The sequence below is a fragment of the Streptomyces albidochromogenes genome, from assembly GCF_005981925.1.
GTDB lineage: Bacteria > Actinomycetota > Actinomycetes > Streptomycetales > Streptomycetaceae > Streptomyces > Streptomyces albidochromogenes.
The window spans coordinates 1-2,742 of sequence record NZ_VBVX01000507.1; the positions used below are offsets into that span (position 1 = coordinate 1).

Sequence of the window (2,742 nt, forward strand, 5' to 3'; positions counted from 1 at the left end):
CGGGCGACGAGGGGGAACTCATTCAGCTGCGGCGCAGACTGGGGCACGCGGATCTCACAGCGGTCCCGGAGATACGGCGCGCTCTGCGCGAACTCCTGCGGCACCGGGGAGAACAGACCTGTACGGACGTCGCCGAGCTGCTGACCACAGAGCTGGTGACCAACGCCCTGGTGCACACGGACCACGACGCCGAGTTCACGGCCACCGTCGCGGCCTCCAGGCTGCGCGTGGAGGTGCGGGACTTCGCCGCCGACCACCCTCAGCTGCGCTTACCGGTCGCCGACGACGGTACGCACGGCAGGGGCCTCGTGCTGGTGCAGGCACTCGCGGACGCCTGGGGCGTCCGGGCGCAGGGCGTAGGGAAATCGGTCTGGTTCGAACTCGACATGGACGGCGGCGGGCCGGAGTGACCCCCCGGTCCGCCGCCGTCCGTACGGTCCCGCCGCTCAGCCGAACTGCTGCTCAAGATCCTTGAGTTTGCGTTCGAGTGAGTCGAGCCGTGGCAGGGCCTGGGTGTCGTCCTCGGCGGTGAGGTCGACGGTCGTCACGGGCTCAGAGCCTCTCACGGCCTGAAGGGATGGCCTTTGTCGATGCGGCAGCTGTCCGGGTTCCGCTATGGCGGGCTCCGCGACCGCCTGCGGCGGTGCGGAGCCCGAACCGGGAGCGAGCGCCGACACCTCGACGACCTGCCGGCCGCCCCGACTGCGGCCCCAGGCCCGGTGCTGCCGGTTGATGGCCTTCAACTGGGCGCGTTCCAGCTTCTGGTGGTCGCGGCGGCGGATACGGTTCTGCTCCTTCTCGCGCCTGTCCTCCCGTACCTCCTCGACCGCCTCGTCCAGCGTGCGCACACCCTCCAGGAGCATCAGCGACCACGCGCCGAAGGTCTCCCGCGGGGCCCTGAGCCACCGTACGATCCGGATCTGCGGCAGCGGCCGGGGCACGAGCCCCTGTTCGCGCAGCGCCGCCCTGCGGGTCTGCTTCAGCGCCCGGTCGAACAGCACCGCGGCGGAGAGCGACATGCCCGCGAAGAACTGCGGGGCGCCGTCGTGGCCGAGGCCCCGGGGCGCGTGCACCCAGTTGAACCAGGCGGCCGCCCCGGCGAACGTCCACACCAGCAGACGCGAACCGAGCGCCGCGTCGCCGTGGCTGGCCTCGCGTACGGCGAGCACCGAGCAGAACATGGCGGCGCCGTCGAGGCCGAACGGGACGAGGTACTCCCAGCCGCCGGAGAGGCTGAGGTTTTGCCGGCCGAAGCCGACCAGGCCGTGGAAGGAGAGCGCGGCGGCGACCGCCGCGCAGCAGAAGAGCAGGACGTACGAAGCGGTCCCGTAGATCGCTTCCTTGCGCCTGCGCCGCTCCTCGGTGCGTTCCCAGGAGTCGTCGGATGCGGGCTTGCCACCGGCGCGCTTGCCGCGCGCGAGCACCGCAACCGCCGCCAGGACCCCCGCGAGCATCACGCCGCCCGGAAGCAGCCAGTCCAGCGATATGTCGGTCAGTCTCATTGCGGTGTCCCTTGCATCGCGGTAGGCGTTCGGGCGCCATATTGGCGGAAGGCAAGTGGCCCGAAGAGGCTTTCGGGGCAAGAGGACGCCAAGGGAGTGCCGGGGCACGCGAATAGGTGCGATCTGGTCGAACCACCGTACGGGCGAGGGTGGTTGAGTTCGATTTATGCCACCTGATCGGGTGGCGTGCCGTCAGGCGCCGACGACCGAGGACGCCGCGGCGGCTTCTCCGCTCAGCTTGCGGACGCGCTCGGCGTCGCACGTACGCGGACACGTGACGCAGGTGTCCTCGGGCCGCAGGGTGTAGAAGAGGCAGCAGCTCGCCCGGTCGCGGGTCGGCAGTGTCTCGCCGTTCGGGCCGGTCAGCTCGCGGAAGCCGGCCGCGCCGACGTACGGCTTGGTCGTGCCCGGCAGCAGTTCCTCCAGCTCCCGCATGCCGCGCCGCTCCTCGCCGAGCAGGTGCGCGACGTACCAGAGCCCTTCCACGATCTCGTCCGTCGCCATCCCCCACAGGGCACGCTTCCCGCGCCGCATGCGCGGGCCGAAGCCGTCGAGCACGGGCCCGAGGTGCTCGGCGAGGGCGTCCCGCACCTCGCCGCGCAGGGCCTCCTCGTCCGGTACCACGCGGGCGCCGGGCAGGTGGGCGGCCGGGTCGCCCGGCAGGCAGGCGAACTCCCTCACCCGTACGGCCATCCGGCCCAGCGTCCGCTGGAAGGCGACGTCCTCGACGGGCACGCGCGGCACCCGGCGGTGCAGGAACCACGGCACGGTGACCAGCAGGCAAGCGGGCCAGGCGTACCGGTGGAGACCGAAGCTCGCGACGACGTCGGGGCGGGCCTGCTGGCCGTAGTCACGCAGGACCTGGGCGTTGTCCCAGGCCAGGAAGGCGTCGAGGGCGGCTGTGCCGGCCGCGAGCTCCGCGGCCCCGACCCAGCCGCCGCCGCGCGGCGCCTGCTCACCGTCCGCCAGCTCGGCCACGCGCAGACCGGCGAAGACCTCGGCGAGGCGGGCGTAGGAGGCCGCGACGGGGGAGGCGGCGACGCCAGGGAAAAGAGCGGGGACGGTCATGCAGGGGACCACCGAATCGCGATCGTTTGCAGGTAAGCCTTACCTTACCCGACCAACCCGATGTTTGAACTGTGACCTCACCCCCCTATCGTGCATATGGGACACGGCACCGGAGGAACGCATGGATCAGCAGGGCAGACCGCGCGAAGCGGCGGCGGGCCCGTGCCCGTAC

Annotated in this window: 3 protein-coding genes; 1 reads left to right on the top strand and 2 read right to left on the bottom strand. The window is 71.7% G+C overall.

Features of this window, described 5'->3' with window-relative positions:
* The first annotated feature begins 20 nt into the window (after window positions 1-20).
* Window positions 21-410 carry an ATP-binding protein gene (locus tag E2E34_RS33200; RefSeq protein ID WP_138905547.1) on the top strand — a complete coding sequence of 130 codons (390 nt, stop codon included), beginning with the start codon at window positions 21-23 and terminating at the stop codon, window positions 408-410.
* 36 nt (window positions 411-446) lie between these two features.
* Here E2E34_RS33200 and E2E34_RS33205 read toward each other — a convergent pair whose 3' ends face one another.
* Both E2E34_RS33205 and E2E34_RS33210 read right to left on the bottom strand, forming a co-directional pair.
* On the bottom strand, window positions 447-1,502 hold the full coding sequence (locus E2E34_RS33205) for a DUF2637 domain-containing protein (protein ID WP_138905545.1): 1,056 nt from the start codon (window positions 1,500-1,502) through the stop codon (window positions 447-449).
* A gap of 192 nt (window positions 1,503-1,694) precedes the next feature.
* Window positions 1,695-2,570: a (2Fe-2S)-binding protein gene (locus E2E34_RS33210; RefSeq protein ID WP_138905546.1), complete on the bottom strand. Its 876-nt coding sequence runs from the start codon at window positions 2,568-2,570 to the stop codon at window positions 1,695-1,697.
* Window positions 2,571-2,742 lie beyond the last annotated feature (172 nt).